General features: G+C 66.2%; 18 protein-coding genes. 9 read left to right on the forward strand and 9 right to left on the reverse strand.

The window, feature by feature from the left end:
• The 4 genes from DSD28_RS06055 to DSD28_RS06070 form a co-directional block, all read left to right on the forward strand.
• The coding region (locus DSD28_RS06055; RefSeq protein WP_119254303.1) for a pyridoxal-phosphate dependent enzyme at window positions 1-501 on the forward strand (501 nt) is incomplete at its 5' end.
• Between the two features lie 229 nt (window positions 502-730).
• Complete coding sequence (locus tag DSD28_RS06060; RefSeq protein ID WP_162911274.1) at window positions 731-1,705, forward strand: ABC transporter substrate-binding protein; 975 nt, start codon at window positions 731-733, stop codon at window positions 1,703-1,705.
• An 11-nt stretch (window positions 1,706-1,716) separates the two neighbouring features.
• Complete coding sequence (locus DSD28_RS06065) at window positions 1,717-2,583, forward strand: ABC transporter permease (protein WP_119255489.1); 867 nt, start codon at window positions 1,717-1,719, stop codon at window positions 2,581-2,583.
• Between the two features lie 8 nt (window positions 2,584-2,591).
• Window positions 2,592-3,365 (forward strand): ABC transporter ATP-binding protein, encoded by a 774-nt coding sequence (locus DSD28_RS06070; RefSeq protein WP_119255490.1) that lies wholly within the window; start codon window positions 2,592-2,594, stop codon window positions 3,363-3,365.
• 199 nt (window positions 3,366-3,564) lie between these two features.
• On the opposite strand, the gene DSD28_RS06075 is transcribed toward DSD28_RS06070, so the two are convergent.
• The 6 genes from DSD28_RS06075 to DSD28_RS06100 form a co-directional block, all read right to left on the reverse strand.
• A complete protein-coding gene (locus DSD28_RS06075; RefSeq protein WP_119255491.1) occupies window positions 3,565-4,995 on the reverse strand; it encodes an aldehyde dehydrogenase family protein in 1,431 nt (476 codons plus the stop codon).
• Between the two features lie 22 nt (window positions 4,996-5,017).
• The gene (locus DSD28_RS06080) at window positions 5,018-5,977 is read right to left on the reverse strand and encodes an ornithine cyclodeaminase family protein (RefSeq protein WP_119255492.1); all 960 of its coding nucleotides are present in this window, start codon (window positions 5,975-5,977) and stop codon (window positions 5,018-5,020) included.
• The gene (locus tag DSD28_RS06085) at window positions 5,968-7,503 is read right to left on the reverse strand and encodes an FAD-dependent oxidoreductase (protein WP_119255493.1); all 1,536 of its coding nucleotides are present in this window, start codon (window positions 7,501-7,503) and stop codon (window positions 5,968-5,970) included. The genes DSD28_RS06080 and DSD28_RS06085 overlap by 10 nt, the downstream gene beginning before the upstream one ends.
• On the reverse strand, window positions 7,503-9,563 hold the full coding sequence (locus tag DSD28_RS06090; RefSeq protein ID WP_119255494.1) for an NADH:flavin oxidoreductase: 2,061 nt from the start codon (window positions 9,561-9,563) through the stop codon (window positions 7,503-7,505). The genes DSD28_RS06085 and DSD28_RS06090 overlap by 1 nt, the downstream gene beginning before the upstream one ends.
• A 68-nt stretch (window positions 9,564-9,631) precedes the next feature.
• A complete protein-coding gene (locus tag DSD28_RS06095; protein ID WP_119255495.1) occupies window positions 9,632-11,032 on the reverse strand; it encodes an aminotransferase in 1,401 nt (466 codons plus the stop codon).
• Between the two features lie 91 nt (window positions 11,033-11,123).
• A complete protein-coding gene (locus DSD28_RS06100) occupies window positions 11,124-11,771 on the reverse strand; it encodes a TetR family transcriptional regulator C-terminal domain-containing protein (RefSeq protein WP_119255496.1) in 648 nt (215 codons plus the stop codon).
• A 280-nt stretch (window positions 11,772-12,051) separates the two neighbouring features.
• Here DSD28_RS06100 and DSD28_RS06105 point away from each other — a divergent pair, with 280 nt between their 5' ends.
• The 5 genes from DSD28_RS06105 (at window position 12,052) to DSD28_RS06125 (ending at window position 18,089) form a co-directional block, all read left to right on the forward strand.
• The gene (locus tag DSD28_RS06105; RefSeq protein WP_119255497.1) at window positions 12,052-13,641 is read left to right on the forward strand and encodes an ABC transporter substrate-binding protein; all 1,590 of its coding nucleotides are present in this window, start codon (window positions 12,052-12,054) and stop codon (window positions 13,639-13,641) included.
• A gap of 96 nt (window positions 13,642-13,737) precedes the next feature.
• A complete protein-coding gene (locus tag DSD28_RS06110) occupies window positions 13,738-14,709 on the forward strand; it encodes an ABC transporter permease (RefSeq protein ID WP_205536188.1) in 972 nt (323 codons plus the stop codon).
• 8 nt (window positions 14,710-14,717) lie between these two features.
• Entirely contained in the window at window positions 14,718-15,611 is an 894-nt protein-coding gene (locus tag DSD28_RS06115) for an ABC transporter permease (protein WP_245424767.1), read from the forward strand.
• Window positions 15,601-17,244, forward strand: a complete 1,644-nt coding sequence (locus tag DSD28_RS06120) for an ABC transporter ATP-binding protein (RefSeq protein WP_119255499.1) — start codon at window positions 15,601-15,603, stop codon at window positions 17,242-17,244. The genes DSD28_RS06115 and DSD28_RS06120 overlap by 11 nt, the downstream gene beginning before the upstream one ends.
• A 59-nt stretch (window positions 17,245-17,303) precedes the next feature.
• Complete coding sequence (locus DSD28_RS06125; protein ID WP_432430843.1) at window positions 17,304-18,089, forward strand: transporter substrate-binding domain-containing protein; 786 nt, start codon at window positions 17,304-17,306, stop codon at window positions 18,087-18,089.
• A 77-nt stretch (window positions 18,090-18,166) separates the two neighbouring features.
• On the opposite strand, the gene DSD28_RS06130 is transcribed toward DSD28_RS06125, so the two are convergent.
• Genes DSD28_RS06130 through DSD28_RS06140 form a run of 3 tightly spaced genes read right to left on the reverse strand, consistent with a single transcriptional unit; the run spans window position 18,167 to window position 21,656 of the window.
• Window positions 18,167-19,477, reverse strand: coding sequence for an aspartate aminotransferase family protein (locus DSD28_RS06130; RefSeq protein WP_119255500.1), 1,311 nt, complete (start codon window positions 19,475-19,477; stop codon window positions 18,167-18,169).
• Window positions 19,474-20,295, reverse strand: a complete 822-nt coding sequence (locus DSD28_RS06135; RefSeq protein WP_119255501.1) for an N-formylglutamate amidohydrolase — start codon at window positions 20,293-20,295, stop codon at window positions 19,474-19,476. Before DSD28_RS06135 ends, DSD28_RS06130 begins: the two co-directional genes overlap by 4 nt.
• A 14-nt stretch (window positions 20,296-20,309) precedes the next feature.
• Window positions 20,310-21,656: a glutamine synthetase family protein gene (locus DSD28_RS06140; RefSeq protein WP_119255502.1), complete on the reverse strand. Its 1,347-nt coding sequence runs from the start codon at window positions 21,654-21,656 to the stop codon at window positions 20,310-20,312.
• Window positions 21,657-21,661: the final 5 nt, after the last annotated feature.

Genomic DNA, 21,661 nt, shown 5'->3' on the forward strand with positions numbered 1-21,661 from the left:
GGCGGCACCTCGGCGACCATCGGGCGCTATATCCGCTACCGCAACCTCGCCACGCGGCTCTGCGTGACGGATGTCGAGAACTCGGTGTTCTACGACGCCTGGAAGAGCGGCGACATGGAAACGACCTGCACGACGCCGTCGCGCATCGAGGGGGTCGGCCGGCCGCGCGTCGAGCCGTCCTTCATCCCGACGGTCATCGACCATATGATCAAGGTGCCGGACGCGGCCTCCATCGCCGCCGCGCATGTGCTGTCCGACCGGCTGTTCCGCCGCGTCGGCGCCTCGACGGGCACGAACTTCTTCGGCCTCATCTCGATTGCCGACAGCATGATGAAGGAAGGCCGCGAGGGTTCGCTCGTCACGCTGATCTGCGACAGCGGCGACCGCTATTCCGGGACGTATTTCAACGCGGACTGGCTGGCGCAGAACGGTATCGACATCGCCCCGTGGTGCAGGGCCATCGAGACGTTCCTCGATACCGGGGTCCTCCAAGCGCCCTGAGGCGGGCGACCCATTCCAGACAATCCGAAGCGGCTGCCCGGTTTCCGGGCGGCCGTTTCGCATTCATGCCGAATGTCGAAGAAGAGCGGCGTTGCACGGCGGATTAAACGACATCCTGCATAAATCGATGACGAACATTCGCTTAAAGTTCGCGCCGGGCTGTGGTCCGATCCTCGTGCTGAAACACAGCTTTCCAACCAGAAGCAAAAGCTCGCCAAGGGGATCACGAATGCGCACGCTCATCGCAAGCACGATGCTGGTATTTTCATGTCTGACGGCGTCGATGGCGTCGGCCGAGACCAAGCCGCTCAATGTCGGCATGACGACCTGGGTGGGCTATGGCCTGCTCCACCTTGCGGACCAGAAGGGGTTCTTCAAGGAGAATGGCGTCGACGTCTCGCTGCTGACTGTTCAGGACAAGCCTTCGACGGCGGCGGCCATCGCCACCGGCCGCCTCGACGGCTGGGCGACGACGGTCGATACGTTCATCTTCTACAATGCGGACAAGCTCGGCATCAAACAGGTGCTGGCGGTCGATTTCTCGAAGGGCGGGGAGGGCATCGTCGCGGCCGGCGACGTGAAGACCGTCGCGGACCTCAAGGGGCGCAAGCTCGGCGCGGAGGAGGGGTCCAGCACCTATTTCTTCATGCTCAACATGCTGGCCGACAACGGCATGACGACGAAGGACGTCAACCTCCAGTCCATGCGCGCGGGGGATGCCGGCGCGGCCTTCGCGGCCGGCCGGCTGGATGCCGCCGCCACCTGGGATCCGTGGCTGTCGAAGGCCAAGGAACGAGGCGGCCATATTCTCGCCAGCACGGCCGACAAGCCGGGCCTGATCGTCGATACCGTGGCCTTCCGTTCGGATGTGATCAAGGAGCGGCCGGACGACATCAAGAACTTCATCAAGGCTTATTTCGAAGCCTACGACTACTGGAAGTCGTCTCCCGACGAGGCGAATGCCGTGATGGCGAAGGCGCTCGGCATCGGTGCCGATGAATTCAACGCCTCGCTGGCCGGGCTCGAATTCGTCTCCCGGGAGAAGAACCGGGATTATATCGGTTCTGCGGCCAAGGCGGGGCAGGTGGTCGACGTCACCGAACGCGGCATCGCCTTCTACAAGCAGGCCGGCCTCCTGAAGGACGATTTCGCCGCAAGCGGCGTCGTCGACGTCGGCCCGCTCGACGCGGCGCTCGGGCAGTGAGGCGCAAGAGCATGAACGCGCTCAACGACACCGCACCGGCGGCCGGGCTCGCAGCAGCCCGGACCGCCGCCGCCCGGCCGAAGCGGCAGAGATATTTCGCCATCCGCAAGCCGCTTGCGGCCCGGACGACGACAAGCCTCTCCGTCGCCTTCTTTCTCCTGATCCTGGCGGTCTGGGCGCTCATATCCGGCACGGGATGGGTGAGCGATTTCTTCCTGCCGCAGCCGATGCAGGTCCTTGCGACCGCATGGGCGATGTATGTCCACAACGGCTTCCTGTGGGACATCGCCGTCAGCATATACCGCGTGCTCGTCGGCTTTTGCCTGGCCGCCGCCATCGCGGTTCCGCTCGGCCTGCTGATGGGCTCGGTGCAGTTCTTCCGCTCGCTGCTGGAGCCGTGCCTGGCGTTCACGCGCTACATGCCCGCCACGGCCTTCATTCCGCTCCTCGTGCTCTGGCTTGGGATCGACGACACGCAGAAGTTCTCGGTAATCTTCGTCGGCACCTTCTTCACCCTGTGCCTGATGGTCATGGTCAGCACGCTGTCGGTTCCCATCGCGCTCATCGAGGCGGCGATCATGCTCGGCGCGAGGCCCGGCCAGCTCATCTTCAAGGTGATCCTGCCGGCCGCCAAGCCATCGATCTTCAACGATCTCAGGATCGTGCTCGGCTGGGCCTGGACCTATATCGTGATCGCGGAAATCGTCGCGGCCTCCAGCGGCGTCGGCTATGTCATCCTCAATGCCTCCCGCTTCATGGATACCGCCACGATCTTCGTCGGCATCCTGTCGATCGGCTGCATCGGCCTGATCAGCGACCTGCTGTTCAATCTGGGCGCCCGCTATCTCTTCCCCTATCTCCAGCGCGCAAGAAGCTGAGGTCCGACATGCCGAATGCCATCGACATCCATCAGGTGACCAAGACCTTCGGGGAGGGCGCGACCATGGTCACCGCCCTCGAAAAGGTCTCCCTGACGATCCGGGACGGCGAATTCGTCGTCTTCCTCGGCCCTTCCGGCTGCGGCAAGTCCACGCTCCTGCGCATGATCGCCGGCCTCAGCGCGGTGAGCGAAGGGGGCATCAGCGTCGGCGGGCGGCCGGTGGAGGGACGCGATCCGTCCGTCGGCATGGTGTTCCAGTCCTATACGTCCTTTCCCTGGCTGAGCGTCGCGGAGAATATCGGCTTCGGCCTCGATCTTGCGAAGGCGGGCAAGGCGCGGCGGGACGAGAAGGTGGCGACGATGCTCGAGAAGGTATCACTCGGCAAGTTCGCCGGGTCCTATCCCTCGCAGCTGTCGGGCGGCATGCAGCAGCGTGTCGCGATCGCAAGGGCCCTTGCGGTCGATCCGCGCATCCTCCTGATGGACGAGCCCTTCGGGGCGCTCGACGCCCTGACGCGGGTGGAGATGCAGACGCTGCTTCTCGACCTGTGCGCCGAGGACAGGAAGACCGTGGTCTTCGTGACGCACGATATCGACGAGGCGATGCTGCTTGCCGACCGCATCGTCGTCTTCTCGCCGCATCCGGGACGGATCGCGGAGATCATCGACGTGGATATTCCACACCCGCGCAGCATCGAGCAGACCGAGCGCGAGGATTTCACGCATCTGCGCCATCGGTTGCGAAAATTGCTGTTTGCGATGGCGAAGCGGGCAGCTTGATCGTTGGTTGTCCCTGCCCTTGACCATCTTTGCCATTCGGGCGTGATCCACCCGCATTTTCAAACGAGTGATGTATCACCCGAGCGCCGGGCTTCGGCGGGTCACGCTCAAATAGGCAAGAGGGGCAAGCGGGCGATACCCTTCGCCCGCAGCCTTCAAGATAGGTGATCGCAATCGATTCACTGATTACGGACGGGCGCTAGCCGCTGATCGCCTTGACCTCCAGGAAGTCCTCCAGCCCCCATTTGCCGCCTTCCCGGCCATTGCCGGACTGCTTGAAGCCGCCGAAGGGGCTTCCGGCGGGGCGGCTCCGGCCGTTGATCTGCACCATGCCGGCGCGGATGCGGCGGGCGACACGCCGGGCCTTTTCCGGGTCGCCCGTCTGGACGTAGCCGGACAGGCCATAGGGCGTGTCGTTGGCGATGCCGATGGCCTCGTCCTCGCTGTCGAAGGGGATCATGACCAGCACCGGCCCGAAGATCTCCTCCTGGGCGATCGTCATCCCGTTATGGACGTCGGCGAAGACCGTCGGACGGACGAAATAGCCGCGCTCCAGCCCTTCCGGCCGGCCGAGCCCGCCGGCCACGAGCCTCGCACCCTCGGCGATGCCGGCTTCGATCAGCGTCTGCACCTTGTGGAACTGCGCCTCGGAGACGAGCGGGCCGATATGGCTGCCGTCCTTCGCGGGATCGTCGACGGCATAGCCTTCGGCGATCCCGGCCGCGAGCCTCACCGCCTCGTCATAGACCGGGCGCTCCACGAGCATGCGCGTCGGCGCGTTGCAGGACTGGCCGGTGTTCTGGAAGCAATGGGCAAGGCCGCGGCCGATGGCGTCCTTAAGGTCGGCATCGGCGAAGACGAGGTTGGGGGACTTGCCGCCGAGCTCCAGCGAGACCCGCTTGATGTTGGCCGCCGCCGCCCGCGACACGGCCGTGCCGGCGCGCGTCGACCCGGTGAACGACATCATGTCCACGCCGGGATGGGCGGAAAGCGCCTCGCCGACGACATGGCCCTCGCCATTCACGAGGTTGAAGACGCCGGCCGGCAGCCCCGCCTCGTCGACGATCTGCGCGAACAGCATGGCCGACATCGGGGCGATCTCGGACGGCTTCAGGATGACGGTGCAGCCGGCGGCAATCGCCGGGATCACCTTCAGGGCGATCTGGTTCATCGGCCAGTTCCATGGCGTGATCAACCCGCAGACGCCGATGGGCTCGTAGACGATCCTTTCCTGCGGGTTCGCCTCGTCGAGCGGATGCTCGAAGGCGAAGGACCGCAGCGTCCTGACGAACGCCTCCATATGGAAGAGGCCTGCCGCGGCCTGCGCATCGCGCGCCAGCCGGATCGGAGCGCCCATCTCCTTCGAGATGGTCTCGGCCATTTCCTCGCTGCGCGCCCGGTAGATCGAGACGATCCTCTCGATCGCGGAAAGGCGTTCCTCCCGCGTCGTGCGGCTCCAGGTCTCGAAGGCCCTGCGGGCCGCCGCGACCGCCTTGTCGATATCGGCGGCGGAGCCGGCCGAGATCGTGGCATAGGCTTCCTCCGTCGCGGGGTTGATCACCGGCAGCGGCCTTGCCGCCTCGGGCGCCACCCATTTGCCGTCGATGTAGAAATCCGTCCTGTCGATCATGGCCTGCGTCCTTCGTGTGGCATCAATATTCGGGTTCCGACCGCACCCTACGCAGGAGTTCCTGCGCGGTGAAGAGGTCGAGATGGGCACCGCCCGCATTCTTGAACAGCGTGATCTCGCCGGCGGACCGCCTCCCCTCGTGCGAGCCGCGGCACAGGTCGAACAGGTCCGCCCGGATGCTCGCCCAGGTCATCAGGCCCTTTTCGACCGGCTGGAGGAAGTCGCCGCAATCGCGGCAGAGATCGCGCGTATCGGCAAAGAGCGTGGCGCGGCGAATGACGTCGTCGTCGGATTCGCGCATGTCGGGCCGCCAGCCGCCGATGAGGTCGACATGGCATCCCTCCTTCAGGAGCGCGCCCTTGACGAGCGGCGTCGTCGCCATGGTGGCGCTCGAGACGATGTCGGCCAGCGGGAGGACGGCATCGGGATCATCCACGGCCTCTATCTGCACGCCGTCCATGCGCATGCCGGCCGCGACCTGCCGGGCCTTGTCGGCGGTGCGGTTCCAGATCCAGACGTGCCGGATCGCCGGGCGCACGCTGACAATGGCTTCGACGACATGGGGAACGAGCGCGCCCGCGCCGAAGACGAGGAGCGTGGCGGCGTCCGGCCTTGCGAGGAGGTCCACACCGAGGGCGGAATCGGCGGCGGTCTTGCGCAGCGTCAGCGCGGTTCCGTCGGCGACCAGGGCCGGCGCGCCGGTCACGCCGTCGAAGGCGACATAGAGGCCCTGGTTGGCGGGATGCGGCGGCGTCGCCTGCGGATTGCCGGGGAAGATGCTGACGAGCTTGGCCCCCAGCATTTCCCCGCGGCTCCAGGCCGGCAGCATGATGAGCCCGCGGCCGCCGGCCGGCGCGCCGGGTTCGCCCATATAGAGCTCGCCGGCATCGGGCATGGCGCCGCCATGGGCCTTGCGAAGCGCCGCGACGAGCGATGGATAATCGAGAAGGCGATGAACGTCGTGACCGTCGACTAGGCGCATGGCTCCCCCACTCCGAAATCATGCGCGACCTGCGCGCGGTAGCGCTGGACCTGCGCGCCGACCTCTGCGGGCGACCAGCCCATGACGTCGCTGACGCCCTCGGCCACCGCCTCGGCAACATCGAGCCCCATGCCCTCCGACCAGCCGATGGGAAAGCGGCGGAACATCAGGTCGTCGAGATTGACGACCTGTTCGTGCGCGGCGGAGAACCGCAGGTGATCCAGAGGGATCGCCTCTCCGCCTGTGGAGATGCCGGCGCCGGCCGCCTGCGGGAACTGCCGGGCGGCATGGGAGATCGCCCGCGCGGGGCCGCTCGGCGCCATCCGGCCGGAGAGCGCCTTCGCGATGCTCGCACCGGCATGGCGGTGCGTCATGATGAGCCCGCCGGTATAGACGAAATAGCCGGGCGCGCCGTGTTGCGCCATGTCGTGCAGCAGCACCGCCTCGCAGCCGTCCGGGTGGCCGGCGCGGGCCGTGCGCGGGCGCACCCCGGCCCAGCTGTAGAGCACGTCCTTGCGGCTCAGCGCGATGTCCGGGAAGACCGAGTTGAAATCGTCGAGGAGTCCCCGGATGGTTGCCTCGTCGGCCCTGAAGCCGGCGGCTTCGGGCTCATGCGGCTCGTCGCGCGGGCCGAAATAGTGGAGGTCCCGCCAGGGAATGACATAGAAGGGATCGCCGTTCGGCAATGCCGTCTCGATGGCGATGCCGCGGAATTCCGGCGGCAGGCGGACCACGACATTCGTTCCCTTGAGGCCCTGGTTGATTTTCGGCACCGGCAGGCCAGAGGCCGCGGCGATGCCATCGACCCAGGCCCCGGCGGCATTGGCGACGGTGCGCGCCTCCAGCGTCTCGCGCGCCTGCGTGCGCCTGTCCAGAAGCTCCAGCCGCCAGCGGCCGTCCGGCTGGCGACGAACGGACGTGACCTCGGTATAGTTGCGGGTGACGGCGCCGAGGTCGCGGGCATTCAGCACGGTATCGACGCATATGCGCTCGGGCCAGTCGAACTGGTATTCGGTGAAACGGATGACGCCGGAAAGGTCCTGCCGGTCGCGCAGATGCGAAAGCGCCGGCATTGCCGCGATCTCCCGCGCCGACATCGGCTTGAAATCGAGCGGCACGCCGCCGGGATCGAGCGCGCGCAGCAGGGCGAAGCCGATACGGGCCTTCCAGAGCGGAATGCCCTCGCGCCTGTAGAGCGGCATGTAGAAGCCGATCGCCCTCGCCCGCGCGGGCGTTGCCCTGACGAAGCCGGAGCGGTCGCGCATCGCGCGCCGCGCCAGCTCCATATGCTCGATGGCCATGCGGGGGTTTCGCAGGAAATTCCAGATCGACCGCCCCGGCGAGAAATAGGTCAGCCCGCAATGCTGGAGCCGGCTGGAACGGCTCGACGTTCCCCCGGCGAAATCCGCGCGTTCGAGCAGGACCGTGGAGAAGCCCGCGGCGGCGAGATGGTTCGCGGCGCTCGCCCCGGTGATGCCGCCGCCGATGACCGCGACGTCGAACGGCACGGCTTGCGGCCCGCCCATCACAGCACCATGCAGAGACGCATCGCGTCGTAGATCGAGGCATGGACGTTCCGGCTGGCGACGGCGTCGCCGATCCGGTGCAGCTCGAAGGTGCCGGCGCCGCCCTGCCGCGGCTGCGGCGTGCCGGCGAGCAACGCTTCGAGGTCCGTCACGCCTTCGTTGACCGATTGATCCTTGAGGTCGTGGAACACCTCGTCGAGCGGCATGGTGCCCCGCTCGACGACCACCTGCGAGGCGGTCATGTCGAGAAGGTCGCCCGTCAGCTCGTGGCGGAAGGTGGCGGTCAGCGCATTGGCGCCGTTGCGGCTCACCCTGACGAGGTGATGATCCATCGTCGCGGTGATACCGCTCTCGTGGAACTGCTTGCGATAGACGGCGCGCGTCGAATATTCGACCTCCTGCGCTAGGCTGTCGTCGATGGTCACGAGATGCACGTTGCAGCCCTGTTCCTTCAGGTGCAGCGTCGTGGAAATGCCCTCGTGCCGGCCGGTGCCGTCATAGACGATGATGTCGCCCGAGCGCTCGGTCGTCGCGCTGAGGACGTCCCAGACGGTCTGGCAATGCTCCGCGCCATCGAGCCAGTCGACATCCGGCAGGCCGCCCGTCGCGACGATGACGACGTCCGGGTTTTCGGCGAGCACGTCCTCCGCGGTCGCATAGGTGTCGCAGCGCATCTCCACGCCGAGCCGGGCGAGTTCGGCGGTCCGCCAGTCGATGATGCCGATGAGGTCGCGGCGCTGGCGGGCGCGGCAGGCAAGGAGCAGTTGCCCGCCCGGCTGGCTTCCGGCCTCGAACAGCAGGACCTCGTGGCCGCGCTCGGCCGAGACGCGCGCCGCCTCCAGCCCCGCCGGCCCGCCGCCGACGATCACTACCCGGCGCTTTCGCGCGGCGGGAGCGATGATCTGCGGCATCGTGGTCTCCCGCCCGGAGGCGGGATTATGGATGCAGTTCACCTTCTTGTGCATGCAATAGGACGCGCCGACGCAGGGCCGTATCCGGTCCTCCTCGCCGCGCATGATCTTGTTGACGATCTGGGGATCGGCCATGTGCGCGCGGGTCATCGCCACCATGTCGAGCAGGCCGTCGCGGATCGCGTGGCGCGCGGTGGCGATATCCGTGATGCGCGCGGCGTGGAAAACCGGCAGCTTCGTATGCTGGCGGAAGGCGCCGACCCGCGACAGGAACGGCGCCAGCGGCTGGGACATGCCTGGCATGTTGTGCTCGGCGAGCGCGATGACGGTATCCATCCGGCCGAAGATGCAGTTGAAGACGTCCACCAGTCCCTCGCGCTCGAAGATCGCCGCGATCTCCAGACAGTCCTCGAAGCTGAGGCCGTCCTCGCTGGCCTCGTCTATGACGAAGCGCATGCTGACGATCATCTCGTCGCCGAGCCGGCGCCGGATCTCCTCGTGGACCATGAGGCCGAAGCGCACGCGGTTCTCCACCGAGCCGCCGAAGCGGTCGGAGCGGAAATTGGTGCGCGGGGAAAAGAACTGGCCGATGAGGTGGCCGCCGGTCAGCGTCTCGACGCCGTCGAGGCCGCCCTCGCGGCATCGCTCGGCGGCCGCGCCATAGGCCTTGACAATCCGCTGGATGTCGTGCTCGTCCATCTCGCGCGAGAACGCCCGGTGCTGCGTTTCGCGCGAGCGGGAGGGAGCGAGCGCCGGCAGCCAGTTGAGGGTGGTGGCATCCGCCCGGCGGCCGAGATGCGAGATCTGGCACATCAGCGCGGCGCCATGTGCATGGATGCGCTGCGAGAACGCCTGGAGGTGGGGGATCACCGCGTCCGTCGCGAGGTTGAGCTGGCCGCCATTGCCCCAGCTCGAATCCACGTCCACCATCGAGGAACCGCCGAAACTGGTCAGCGCAAGTCCGCCCTTGGCCTTCTCCTCATGATAGCGCTGGTAGCGCTCCATCGGCATTCCGCCATCGTCGAGGAAGGACGCGTGGCTGGTGCTCATGATGCGGTTGCGCAGGGTGAGCCCCTTGATGCGCAGCGGCTGGAGCAGCGGGTCCTTGCTGGCGGTAGCGGCTGCGGGCGAGGCGTGGGTTACGGCCATTGGAATATCCCCGAAAAGGAACGAGGGCGCCGGGCGGGCGCCCGGCGCGACTGCATGCGGCGAGCGCCCTACCAGCGCCCTTCCGCCTTGAGCTCGTCCTGCACGCGGACGATGCTGCCGCGCAGGATGGCCATCATGTCGTCGATCTGCTCGCGCGTGATGATCAGCGCCGGCGACAGGACGCACATGCTGCCGATGGGCCGGACGATGAGGCCGCCTTCGTAGCAGTAGCGGTCGACGCGCAGCGCCACCTCCTTGTCGAAGTCCGTCGCCTCCTCCGCATCGGGGTCCGTGACACATTCGACGCAGGCGACGAGGCCCGTGCCGCGGGCATCGCCGATCAGGGGAAGCTCGCCGAGCTTGCGGATCTCTTCCTGGAAATAGGGCGCGATCTCGCGGACATGGGCGAGAAGGCCCTTCTCCTCGATGATGTCGATATTGGCCAGCGCCGCCGCGCAGCTCACCGGATGGCCGCTATAGGTATAGCCGTTGGTGTAGAAGCTGCCCCTGGCATTCTCGCCGCTGACGCGGGCGAGCACGGCGTCGGAGATGACGAAGCCGCCGAGCGGGACATAGCCCGAGGTGACGCCCTTCGCGAAGGTGATGATATCGGGCACGATGTCGAACACCTCCTCGGAGGCAAACCAGTGGCCGCAGCGTCCGAAGCCCGTCACCACCTCGTCCGAGATGTAGAGGATGTCGTGCCTGCGGCAGATCTCGAGGATGCGGCGGTGGTAGCCCTTCGGCGGAATGAGGATGCCGCCGGACGCCAGCAGCGGTTCGGCCAGGAACGCGCCGACATTTTCCGGGCCGAGCGTCTCGACCCGCTCCTCGAATTCCGCCACCAGCATGTCGAGGAAGGCCTCTTCGCTCATGCCGCGCGGACGGCGGAAGACGTTGGGCGCGGAGATGAAGGAGACGTTGTCGAGCGCGAGGTCGAAGTTTGGCCGGTTGCCGGCCCGGCCCGAGCAGGCCGCCGTCAGGTGCGTGCTGCCGTGATAGCCGTCGATGCGGCAGATGATGGCCTTCTTGTCCGGGCGGCCGAGCACGTTGTTGTAGAACTGCATGAAGCGCAGGGCCGAATCCACCGCCGACGAGCCGCCGGTGGTGAAGAACACATGGTCGAGATCGCCCGGCGCGAAGGCGGCGATCCGCCGCGCGAGCTCCGATGCCGGGCCGTTGATCGAATACCAGGGGGAATTGTAGCAGATGCGCAGGGCTTGGGCGGCGATGGCGTCGGCGATCGGCTGGCTGTTGTAGCCGACCTGCGTGCACCACATGCCGCCGGGGCCGTCGATCAGCGTGCGGCCGTGGCTGTCGCGGATATAGATGCCATCGGCCGAGGTGAAGAGCGGCCGGCCGCCGGACGTGCCCAGCTTCGACATCTCCTCGGCGGGACTGATCAGATGACGATGCGCCGCATCTTCGAGTTCGGCGACGTTCCACTGCGATCCGGTCTCGGCATACATGATGTTTTCCTATTCGATAGTTCGGGCCGGCATGATGGTGCGCGGCCGCTGGCTTCGTCTTTGCTTGTCGTCGTGCCCCGGCGCGGCGCGCCTAGGCCGGAACGGCCTGCCCGGCCTCGGCGAAGTCGGACGGGAAGAACGCGGAAAGGAAGGTGAGGCAGACCTGCCGCGAGCGCTCGCGCATCTGCGGGCTGTTCTCGCCGGTCACGTGGCTGAAGATCCAGCAGCCGTCCGTAATGGCATAGAGCCCCCGGGCGATCGCCATGGCATCGACCGTGACCGCGCGCTCGGCGGCAAGCTCGGTGACCAGGGTCACCATCGTGTCGAGCGAGCGGTACTTCAGCTCGCTGCACCGCTTCTTGTAGGCGGGAACGCGGGGCGCCTCCGCCCAGAACGCCATCCAGACGGCAAGGTGCTTGGTCTTGGCGACGCGCGGATCGAAATCCACATCGATGAGGAGCCGCAGCCTTTCGGCCGGCGAGGCCGCCGCGGAGGCCATCGCGTCGAGCCAGATCTTTTCGTAGTTGCTGGCCAGCAGATCCAGCACGGCAAGGAGAAGGCGCTCCTTCGTCTTGAAGTGAAACGCGATCACCCCGTAGCTGCATCCGGCCTCGTCGGCGATGTCGTTGACCGTGATGCCCGAGAGCCCCCGGCGCGCCACGACACTGAGCGCCGCATCCAGAAGCTGCTGGCGCCGCACCGAACTTTGACTTGATATCTCTTTTATTTTTTTTGCCATGCATTTTTTCTTAATCGCCTAACCAACTGTCGTCAAATAGTTTTTTGAATCATAAAATTGATTGACCGATCAAAATCTTATTGACCAATCAATCTAGTGCAATAATAGTGGCCTCGGATGGAGCGGTCAGCCGGCGTTTCCTTCGCAAGGGAGTGCGGAGATTGGCGGCATCGGCAGCTTGCCCGGCCCAGGCCGAAAAATACCGACGCCCGATGCCTGGCATCGAGGTCGTCCGCCGCATTGCCGCATCAGGCTTATCGTCAGAAAAAAGGGGAACGAGATGCAGGACAAGAAAGACCTTCCGCAGCAGGCCGGCTTTCCGTCGGCCACGCGCCGTCAATTCATCGGCGGGGTCGGCGCCCTGGTCCTCGGCGCGTCATTGCTGCCGGTGGGCATGCGCGCCGCTCATGCCGCGCCGAAGCAGGGCGGATCGGTGCGCTTCGCCATCAACGACGGCGCGCAGACGGACTCGCTCGATCCTGCCACCTGGCAGAACTCGTTCACGCAGGTCGTCTTCGGCGGCACGCTTTGCAACGCGCTGACCGAGCTTGCCGCCGACGGAACGGCGACGCCCGACCTCGCGGAGAGCTTCTCAGCATCCGACGACCTCAAGGTCTGGACCTTCAAGCTGCGGCAGAACCTGCAGTTCCACGACGGCAAGCCGGTCACGGCGAACGACGTGATCCAATCCTTCCGCCATCACATGGGGCCGTCGTCGAGCTCGGCGGCGAAGGCGCTCGTCGAGGGGATCGCCGACATCAAGGACGGCGGCGACAATACGATCGTCTTCACCCTCACCGGCGGGAATGCGGATTTCCCCTACCTCGTCTCCGACTGCCACCTCGTCGTCCTGCCGGCCAAGGACGGCGGCGGGCTGGACTGGGCGCGCGGCGTCGCGACGGGCCCCTATATCATCGAGGATTCCCAGCCGGGCGTCAGCGTCCGGATGAAGCGCAACCCGAACTACCACAAGCCCGGCCAGCCCTATTTCGACACCGTCGAATTCGTCAACATCATCGATGTCGCGGCGCGCACCAACGCTCTCCTGACGGGTGAAATCGACTATATGGTCGATGCCGACATCAAGACGCTGAAGCTTCTGGAGCGCAATGCGGAGATCGAAATCTCGAAGGTCAGCGGCCTCAGGCACTTCAGCTTCAGCATGAACACCTCGGTCGCCCCCTTCGACAATCCCGACGTGCGGATGGCGATCAAATACGCGATCGACCGCGAGGACATTATCAACAAGGCCTTCCTCGGCAATGCCAAGGTGGCGAACGACAATCCCGTCGCCCCGCAGATCGCCTTCGCCGTCAATCCGGAACCGGTGCACAGCTACAATATCGAGAAGGCGAAGGAGCATCTGGCGAAGGCCGGCCTGACCAGCCTCACGCTCGACCTCTCCGTCGCCGAGACGGCGTTCCCCAACGCCATCGACGCCGCCCTCCTCTTCAAGGAGCACGCGGCCAAGGCCGGCATCGAGATCAACGTCATCCGCGAGGCCGACGACGGCTACTGGGACAATGTCTGGCAGCACAAGCCCTTCGTCGGCGTGGACTGGCTGGGCAAGCCGACCTGCGATTCCCTCTTCACGACCACCTATGCCAGCAATGCGCCGTGGAACGACACGGCCTGGAAGAACGCGCGCTTCGACGAGCTACTGGTGCTCGGGCGGGCCGAGCCGGACACGGCCAAGCGCCAGGCGATCTATGCCGAGATGCAGCAATTGCTGCACGACGACGGCGGTGCGCTCGTCATCGCCTATGCGCTGTTCATCGACGCCATATCGAAGAAGATCGGCCACGGGCCGATCGGCAACATGCTGCAATGCGACAACTTCCGGATGGCCGAAAGGTGGTGGCTGGCCTGAGGCCGTCCGGCATGCCCTGACCATCGTCGGTCGCCGCCCTTTCGGGGGCGGTGACGCGCAGCTTCACCGGAAGGTCGTCCATTGCATCCAGGCATCCTGTCAAACCCACTGTTCAGAACGATCCTCGCCCGGCTTGGCTCGGGTTTCGTGACGCTGTTCGTCGTGTCGCTCATCATTTTCGCCGCCATCGCCGTCCTGCCCGGCGATTTCGCGAAGACGACGCTCGGGCGCGCCGCGACACCGGAAACGGTCGCGAATTTCCAGAAGGAGCTGGGGCTCGACCAGCCGGCCATCCAGCGCTACGCGACCTGGATCGGCGGGGCGGTCACCGGCGATCTCGGCCTGTCGTTCTCCTCGGGAAGCGGAACGCCGCGCACCGTGACGGGCATCATCGGCCCACGCCTGGAAAACACCCTGTTCCTTGCCGGCATCACCGCACTCTTCGCCGTACCCATCGCGCTGACGCTCGGCATCGTCGCGGCCATCCGGCGCAACAGCTGGCTGGACAAGGCGCTCAACGCGGCGACGCTTGCCAGCATCTCCTTTCCGGAATTCTTCGTCGCCTATGTCCTGATGCTGCTTCTGGCCGTCAAGATCCCCGTCTTCTACTCGCTCGCCCGCATCACGCCCGACATGGGCGCGGTCGAGATATTCCAACGCATCGCGCTGCCGGTCCTCACGCTCAGCTTCGGCATCATCGCCCACATGATGCGCATGACGCGGGCCGCCATCATCGGCCTGCTCGCCCATCCCTATATCGAGATGGCGAAGCTCAAGGGCGTTCCGCCGTGGCGTATCGTGCTGCGGCACGCGCTGCCCAACGCCTGGGCGCCGATCGCGGCGGTCGTGGCGTTCAACCTCGCCTATCTCATCGTCGGCGTCGTCGTGGTCGAGGTCGTCTTCGTCTATCCCGGCATAGGCCAGGCGATGGTCGATGCCGTGCGCACGCGCGACATCCCCGTGGTGCAGGGCTGCGCCCTGATCTTCGCGGCCTCCTACATCCTGCTCAATCTCCTGGCCGACATCATCGCGATCGCGACCAATCCCCGGCTGGCGCATCCGCGATGAGGGACCCGATGCAGACAAGCCAAACATCCCCGCCCGTCCGCATCGTCCGCTACCGGCGCTCCCGCATGGAATGGCTGCGCGCCGGGCTGAAGAAGGCGTCCTGGACCACCTGGCTCGGCCTTGCCGTCATCCTGCTCTATGCCGTCCTTGCGATCTTCGCGCCGCTGCTTGCGCCCTATGGCGAGGCGGACGTCGTGTCGAACGAGCCCTTTTCGGTCTGGAGCCTGGCGTTTCCGCTCGGCACCGACCAGCTCGGCCGCGACGTGCTGAGCCGCCTCATCTACGGCGCGCGCAACTCCGTCGGCATCGCCTTCGTCACCACCGCCATCGCCTTCCTGCTCGGCGGGACGCTCGGCATCCTGTCTGCCATATCGCCGGCCTGGCTCGATCATCTCCTGTCCGGCCTTGCCGATACGCTGATGGCCATTCCGCAGCTCATCTTCGCGCTCATCCTGCTGGCGCTGTTCGGCTCGTCCATCCCGAGCATCATCCTGATCATCGCCGTCCTGAACGCCACGCAGATCTTCCGCCTCGCGCGCTCCTCGGCCCGCAATGTCGCGGCCATGGAGTTCATCGAGGTCGCCAGCCTTCGCGGCGAAGGGACGGCCTGGGTCATCGTCCGCGAGATCCTGCCGAACATCCTTCCCATGCTGATCGCCGAATTCGGGCTTCGCTTCTGCTTCGTCTTCCTCACCATCTCGGCGCTTTCCTTCCTTGGCCTCGGCATCCAGCCGCCCTCGGCCGACTGGGGCACGATGGTCCGGGAAAGCGCGACCTTCATCAGCTACGGCGACATCACGCCGCTCCTGCCGGCGGCGGCCATCGCCCTGCTGACGATCAGCATCAATTTCGTCGTCGACTGGTTCCTCGACATAGCAAGCGGACTGCGCAATGACCAATAGCCCCGCCGCCGACGGCCGCCGCAGCGGCGAGACCCTGCTGGATATCCGCAATCTCACCATAGAGGCCGAGCGCGACGGGGCATGGCAGCCGATCGTCCGCGACATCAGCCTCAGCCTCAAGCGCGGCGAGGTGCTCGGCATCATCGGGGAATCGGGCGCCGGAAAATCGACGCTCGGGCTCTCCGCCCTCGGCTTCGCGCGGGCCGGCTGCCGCTTTTCTGCCGGCAGCGTCGTCTTCGACGGGCGCGACCTCCTCAAGGAGAGCGAGGAATACCGCCGGCAGCTTCGCGGCAACCGGATCGCCTATGTGGCGCAAAGCGCGGCCGCCTCCTTCAACCCGGCGCACAGGCTGATCGACCAGACGATCGAATGCGCGATGCGGGAGGGGCTGACCTCGCGCGCCGCCGCCATCGGCAATGCGAAGGACCTCTATGCGCAGATGCAGCTTCCGGACCCGGACAGCATCGGCGCGCGCTTCCCGCACCAGGTTTCCGGCGGCCAGCTGCAGCGCGCGATGACCGCCATGGCGATGACCTGTCGGCCGGACCTCATCGTCTTCGACGAGCCGACGACGGCGCTCGACGTGACGACGCAGGTGGAGGTCCTCGCCTCGATCCGCCGGATCGTCGAGGAGCACCACACAGCCGCCCTCTACATCACCCACGACCTTGCCGTCGTGGCGCAGATGGCGCACCGGATCATGGTGCTGCGCCATGGCGAACTGGTGGAAGAAGCGGATACGCAAACCATGCTCTCGGCGCCGAAGCAGCCCTATACGCGCTCGCTCTGGGCTGTGCGCACCATGGAAAAGCAGGCGGAGCCGCCCGCCGCGCCGATGCTCGAGATATCCGGCATCGAGGCCCATTACGGCGCGTTCAAGGTGCTCGACGACATCTCCGTCACGCTGCCGGCCGGCCGGACCGTCGCCGTCGTCGGGGAATCGGGCTCGGGGAAATCGACGCTCGCCCGCGTCATCGCGGGCCTGCTCCCGCAGACCGCGGGCAGCGTGAGCCTGAACGGAACCGCGCTTGCGCCTTCCCTCAAGCAGCGCAGCCGCGACCAGCTGCGCCGCATCCAGATGATCTACCAGTCGGCCGATACCTCGCTCAATCCGCGGCAGACCGTGCTCGACCTCGTCGGCCGGCCGCTGGCGTTCCACCTCGGCCTGCGCGGGCGCGCCCGGGACCTTCGCGTCGCCGAGCTGCTCGACATGGTCGAATTGTCCGACCGCCATATCGTCAGCTTTCCCTCCGAGCTTTCGGGCGGGCAGAAGCAGCGCGTCTCCATCGCCCGGGCGATTGCGGCCGATCCCGACGTGTTCATCTGCGACGAGATCACCTCGGCGCTCGACCAGCTGGTGCAGGAGCAGATCCTCAAGCTGATCCTCAAGCTCCAGAAGGAGATGAACAAGTCCTACCTCTTCATCACCCATGACATCGCCACCGTGAATGCCATCGCGGATCATGTCGTGGTGATGCACCGGGGCCGGATCGTGCAGCAGGGGCCGAAGGCCTCGGTCATGTCCGCTCCCGATCATCCCTATACGCGCCAGCTCCTCTCCGCGGTGCCGCAGATGGACGCGGGATGGCTCGACGCCGCCATCGCCGGCAGCCGGGCGGCGAACGGCCGCTAGCGGCGGCACGGGCAGGAACGAGGCGCACCTCGCCGGAAATCCACAATGAAAAAAGGGGAATGAAAATGAAGACTCTCACCGCCGCCCTCGTTTGCGCCGCGCTGGCCATCGGCCTTCAGGCCGTTGGGCCGGCCGCCGCGCAGGATTCCGACTGGAAGGAAATCCACATCGCGACGGAAGGCGCCTATCCGCCCTTCAACTTCGTCGATTCCGCCGGCAAGCTTCAGGGCCTCGACGTCGATATCGCCAATGCGCTCTGCGCCGAGATGAAGGCGACATGCACCATCCTCGCGCAGGACTGGGACGGCATCATTCCCGGGCTGAAGGCGAGGAAATTCGACGCCATCGTCGCCTCCATGTCGATCACGGAGGAGCGGCTGAAGGAAATCGACTTCTCCAAAAAATACTACAGCTCCAAGCTCTCCGTCATGACCAAGGCCGACAGCGGGATAGAGGACATCAGGCCGGAAAGCTTCGAGGGCAAGACGATCGGCGCCCAGTCCTCCACGCCGCAGGCCGAGCAGGCCGAAGCACTGTTCGGCAAGCATGGCGCCACGGTGAAGCTCTACCCGTCGCAGGACGAGGCTGATATGGACCTCGTGAACGGCCGGCTGGACGGGATCGTCGCCGACAAGTTCTACCTCGCCGCCTGGATGAAAACCAACGGCAACGGCTGCTGCAAGCTCGTCGGCGACCTTGCCGAGGGCCAGACCGAGATCGGCGTCGGCCTGCGCAAGGAGGACAAGGCGCTGAAGCAGAAATTCGACGCCGCGATGGACGCCATCGTCGCGAACGGCACCTACAAGACCATCGTCGCGAAATATTTCGATTTCGACATCTACTGAGCGGGCGGAGCATCCCGGATATCGGGCCGCCACCTTGCTCGTGGCGGCTGTCCGTGGCTACTCCGTGTTGGAACGTTTTACCAGCCAGCGAACTGCGCGATTTCCTCGTTCGAAACGGCAGAAAGTTCACTGAAAGCCCTGTCCAGGAGGTCAAGCGCCTTATGGATGTCGGTTTCCGTTATCGTCAGGGGCGGTGTGAACTCCAGCACATTGCCGTTCATGCCGACATAATAGACGACGAGACCGAGCTGGTAGGCGCGGTAGATGAGCTTTGCCGTTTCGGCTCTCGCCGGTTCGCGGCTCTGCCGGTCGCATACGAGTTCCACGCCGCAGGCAAGTCCGCGGCCGCGGATGTCGCCGATCAGCGGATGACGTTTTGCGAGTTCCGACAGACCATCACGCAGGAGCCTGCCCTTCCGCTCGGCCATAGCGGGGAGGTCGTCCCGGTCGATCGTTTCCAGCACGGCAAGGCCGGCAGCGGCGGAGATCGGGTTGCCGTGCAAGGTCTGCATGGCAAATGCGCTCGCGCAGTCGAGGATCTCGGCCGGTGCGATGACCGCCGAGAGCGGCAACCCGCCGCCAAGCCCTTTGCCCAGCACCAGGATATCGGGAACGAAGCCCTCATGCTCGAAGCAGTGCAGGCGGCCGCTGCGGGCAAGGCCCACCTTCACCTCGTCGCAGACGACGAGAATGCCATGGGCGCGGCAGATATCGGCGAACTTGCGCAGAAAGCCGTCAGGCGGAACGATCAGCCCGCCGTCCGACTGGATCGGTTCGATAAAGGCCGCACCGATCGAGCCGGCCGGAACCGCAGCCAGCTTTTCCTTGAGAAGCGTGAGGATGGCATCGCCCGTCGGATCGTTCCGATAGGGGCGATAGGGATCGGGGTAGGGCAGAAGGATCAGCCCGTCCGCTTTGGCCGCGTCGGCCTGAACGCTGTGGCCGGAAAAGGCCATCGAACCGACCGTGCAGCCGTGATAGGCGCCGGCGAAGGCGATGACGCCGCTGCGGCCGGTTGCCTTCACGATCGCCCGATAGGCGGCTTCGTTGGCATCAGAGCCGGAATGGCCGAACCAGACCTTGTGCGTTCCCGCGCCGGGAAAACTGGCCAGCAGCCTTTCGGCCAGGGTCACGGCCGGTGCGTTGGACGCCGAAAGGATGCTTGCGCCGGCCGGATTGGCGGCTGCGGCGGAAACCGCGGCGACGATGGCCGGGTGGCCGTAGCCGAGGCTCGCCGCCCCCCAGGCGCCGGAAAGGTCGATCAGCTCACGCCCGCTCTCTTCGACAAGGCGGGTGCCTCGGCCGCCCGAGATGGCAAGCGGGAAGAAGCGCAGCTTCTGCAGGCTGCCGATGGCCGCACCGTCGCGATCGTAAAGCGCCTTCGTCATCCAGCGTGCTCCTTCAGTGCTCCGGCAAGGCAGCGGGTGAGGCGTTCGCCCCACTCCTGGACACCGGCGAGCGTGTCGATCAGGTCGTGCCGCACCTCGATGAGCGCGCCGGCAAGACCGCGGGCGTCCGCATGGACGGGGACCGTGTAGTCCTCGTCGGGATGGATGTTGTAGGGCTCGTTGTCGCCGATGGTCAGTGCGGCATCGGTCTGCAATCCGTCGATCAGCGTCCGGCCTAAATCCGTCGCCTTGCCGTAGAGGATGCCGGCATGCCACGGCCGCTGCCTGCCGAAATAGACCGGCGTGAAGGAATGGATGCCGACGACGACGGGATACTTGCCCGCCGCCTGCATGCGGTCCAGCCGGCGCGCGACGGCCTCGGCGTAGGGGGCGAACAGCGTGTCGATGCGCTGCTGCCTTTCGGCATCCGTCAGGTCGCGGTTGCCGGGGATCTCCGTCGTCTCGCTCACTGCGGGGATCGCCGAGGACACGTGAAGCGGGCGGTTGCAGTCGATGACGAGACGGGAGTAGTTGGTCATGAACAGCGGCGCGTCCAGCGTGCGGCTGAGATGCTGCGACAATGCGCTGACGCCGATATCCCAGGCGATATGGCGCCGCCGCTCGGCCTCGGGCAGGCCGAGGTCGCCGAGCGCCCGCGGGATGCGGTTGGACGCGTGCTCGCAGAGCAGGAGATAGGGCGAGGTCCCGTCCGGATTGAGCACGGCATAGGGCGGCGGCTCGTCGATGGCGAGCAGCGGCAGGGCGGGATCGTGCCGCAATCGGCTCTCCTGCCGGGGGATGACCTTGGTCGATGTCATGATCTGTCCACCGTTCAATAGACGGCCGCGTAGCGCGCGCAGAGCGCTTCGGGCGAAAGCCCCTCGACGATCTCGATCTCCTTGCGCTTCATGGCGAAGTAGCAGTCGAGGAAATCCTTCGGGAACCAGCCGGTCACCACCTTGTCGGCGGCGAGCGTGTCGAGCGCTTCGGCAAGGCTCGACGGCAGGCGGCGGATGCCGAGCCTTTCCTGTTCCTCCGGCGGGAAGTCGGACGGGTCCGAATTGATCAGCGGTGGCTGCTCGAGCCCCTGCCGGATGCCCTCGAGGCCGGCGCGCAGCACGACGGCGAGCGACAGATGCGGGCTCGCACAGGCGTCGGCGGCGCGGTATTCCATGTTGAACTGCTTTGCCGGGTTGCTGCCGGGCAGGTCCAGCGTCGGGCAGATGCGCAACGTCGCCTCGCGGTTCTTCTCGCCAAGGCAGGTATAGGCCGCGCTCCAGTGATGCGGCACGAGGCGCATGTAGGACAGAACCGAGGGCGCGGTGAAGGCGACGAGCGCCGGCAGGTGCTTGATGACGCCGGCCGCGAAAGAGCCGGCAACCTTGGAAAGCCGGCCGGGGCGCGCGGCGTCGAAGGTCACGGGTTTGCCGTCGAGGTCGGTGAAGCTGACATGCAGGTGCACGCCGTTGCCGACCCCGTCGGCTTCGGTCTTCGGCGCGAAGCTGGCATGCCAGCCGAAGAGGGCGGCGACCTCCCTTGTGACGGCGCGGATCGTCGCGCCGCGGTCGGCGGCGACGAGCGCCGGGGCAGGGCGGCAGGTCACCTCGAACTGGTCCTTGCCGTATTCCGGCAGGAACATTTCCGGCTCCGCACCGGCTTCCTTGAGCGCCGTCATCAGCAGCGAGCCGAAGGGCTCGGCGCGGCGCTGGGCGCGAAGGCCGAAGGAGGGGGCGGCGGGCCAGTCGGCGCCTATGATCTGGAATTCCTGCTCGACGGCGCTGACGACCCTGAGCCCGGCCTCCTTCTCGAAATCGGCGAGTGTCTTCTTCAGGAAGCCGCGCACGCAGCACTCCCACGGATCGCCCTTCAGGTCGGTGATGTCGGCATGGTAGAAATGCAGCGGCGTCTCGTCCGGCAGGCAGGTGACGCGCGCCTTGCTGGCGGGGTCTGCCATGAGGCGAAGGTCACCGGCCGAACCCCAGGGGTTCGGGTCGGCGATGAGGTCGAAGGGCGTCAGCGCCAGGTTCGCCGGCACCCAGCCGACGCCCTTGCGCAGATAGTCTTCGATCTCGGTGGCGGCGAAGCTGCGCCCGCGCGTGATGCCGGCAATGTCCGTGGTGACGAAGGTCGCCAGTTCCGTGAGGTCGGAGAGCGCCTTGCCGTTGCTGCTGTCGTTCATGCTGT

The organism is Shinella zoogloeoides, from assembly GCF_003574625.1.
In the GTDB taxonomy this organism is placed as follows: domain Bacteria; phylum Pseudomonadota; class Alphaproteobacteria; order Rhizobiales; family Rhizobiaceae; genus Shinella; species Shinella zoogloeoides_A.

Bases quoted from the DNA above. Each gene is read 5' to 3' on its own strand.
- DSD28_RS06080 (WP_119255492.1), bottom strand. From the start codon at position 5,977: ATGCGCCTAGTCGACGGTCACGACGTTCATCGCCTTCTCGATTATCCA.
- DSD28_RS06115 (WP_245424767.1), top strand. From the start codon at position 14,718: ATGCAGACAAGCCAAACATCCCCGCCCGTCCGCATCGTCCGCTACCGG.
- DSD28_RS06065 (WP_119255489.1), top strand. From the start codon at position 1,717: ATGAACGCGCTCAACGACACCGCACCGGCGGCCGGGCTCGCAGCAGCC.
- DSD28_RS06090 (WP_119255494.1), bottom strand. From the start codon at position 9,563: ATGGCCGTAACCCACGCCTCGCCCGCAGCCGCTACCGCCAGCAAGGAC.
- DSD28_RS06075 (WP_119255491.1), bottom strand. From the start codon at position 4,995: ATGATCGACAGGACGGATTTCTACATCGACGGCAAATGGGTGGCGCCC.
- DSD28_RS06135 (WP_119255501.1), bottom strand. From the start codon at position 20,295: ATGACATCGACCAAGGTCATCCCCCGGCAGGAGAGCCGATTGCGGCAC.
- DSD28_RS06120 (WP_119255499.1), top strand. From the start codon at position 15,601: ATGACCAATAGCCCCGCCGCCGACGGCCGCCGCAGCGGCGAGACCCTG.
- DSD28_RS06105 (WP_119255497.1), top strand. From the start codon at position 12,052: ATGCAGGACAAGAAAGACCTTCCGCAGCAGGCCGGCTTTCCGTCGGCC.
- DSD28_RS06070 (WP_119255490.1), top strand. From the start codon at position 2,592: ATGCCGAATGCCATCGACATCCATCAGGTGACCAAGACCTTCGGGGAG.
- DSD28_RS06085 (WP_119255493.1), bottom strand. From the start codon at position 7,503: ATGGGCGGGCCGCAAGCCGTGCCGTTCGACGTCGCGGTCATCGGCGGC.
- DSD28_RS06130 (WP_119255500.1), bottom strand. From the start codon at position 19,477: ATGACGAAGGCGCTTTACGATCGCGACGGTGCGGCCATCGGCAGCCTG.
- DSD28_RS06095 (WP_119255495.1), bottom strand. From the start codon at position 11,032: ATGTATGCCGAGACCGGATCGCAGTGGAACGTCGCCGAACTCGAAGAT.
- DSD28_RS06140 (WP_119255502.1), bottom strand. From the start codon at position 21,656: ATGAACGACAGCAGCAACGGCAAGGCGCTCTCCGACCTCACGGAACTG.
- DSD28_RS06100 (WP_119255496.1), bottom strand. From the start codon at position 11,771: ATGGCAAAAAAAATAAAAGAGATATCAAGTCAAAGTTCGGTGCGGCGC.
- DSD28_RS06060 (WP_162911274.1), top strand. From the start codon at position 731: ATGCGCACGCTCATCGCAAGCACGATGCTGGTATTTTCATGTCTGACG.
- DSD28_RS06125 (WP_432430843.1), top strand. From the start codon at position 17,304: ATGAAAATGAAGACTCTCACCGCCGCCCTCGTTTGCGCCGCGCTGGCC.